Genomic DNA, 738 nt, shown 5'->3' with positions numbered 1-738 from the left:
ATGTAAGTGTACTTGGAATGAAACGTGTAGCACAATGTGCTGACCGATGGAGAAAAGCCTACGAGAAAGATGGCATTATTGGACTTGTGGATTCCCGAAAAGAATCTTCAGGCCGTCCTCTTTCAAGAGAGCTTACAACACACGAAATTATGGACAAGCAAGAAGCACGAATTAAACTCCTGGAGTCTCAGATCGAACTGTTAAAAAAGCTAGATATGAAAGAAAGGTTGCTGGTAGCCAAGGGAAAAAGTCTAAGTAAGTATCATCTATTTGAGCTCATTGAAGGCGTTGTAAAGCAAGGATTAGAGCGTGTAACGCGCTACTTATGCGACTTGCTACAAGTATCTCGCTCGGGGTATTACCACTATTTAAAGACCGCTGAGCTCCGTAAAGAGCGAGCCAGATTAGATGCCGAAGCAGGAGAACTAATTAAGAAGGCATTTCATCGAAGAGGATTCAAAAAGGGGTCTCGATCGATTAAGATGATCCTTGAGAATGAATTCAAGGTGGTCTACAACCGGAAACGAATCTCTAGGCATATGCAGCAATTAAACCTTGTATGTTCGCATAGAAGGCCTAATCCGTACAGACTTATGGCTAAGGCAACACAAGAACATCGTGTCGTGCCCAATAAATTACAACGGGATTTCAAGCAAGAGATCCCTGGTTTTGTGCTGCTCACCGACATTACATACCTACCGTATGGTCGTACGTACATACCTACCGTATGGTCGTACG

1 protein-coding gene is annotated in these 738 nt (G+C 43.4%); it reads left to right on the top strand.

From position 1 onward, the window contains the following. Positions 1-17: 17 nt before the first annotated feature. Positions 18-738: IS3 family transposase (locus AB4Y93_RS28795; protein WP_441897214.1), on the top strand; the 721-nt coding region annotated here is incomplete at its 3' end.

The sequence above is a fragment of the Paenibacillus sp. YAF4_2 genome (assembly GCF_052113225.1).
In the GTDB taxonomy this organism is placed as follows: domain Bacteria; phylum Bacillota; class Bacilli; order Paenibacillales; family Paenibacillaceae; genus Pristimantibacillus.
This window is presented reverse-complemented; position numbering and strand designations above follow the sequence as displayed.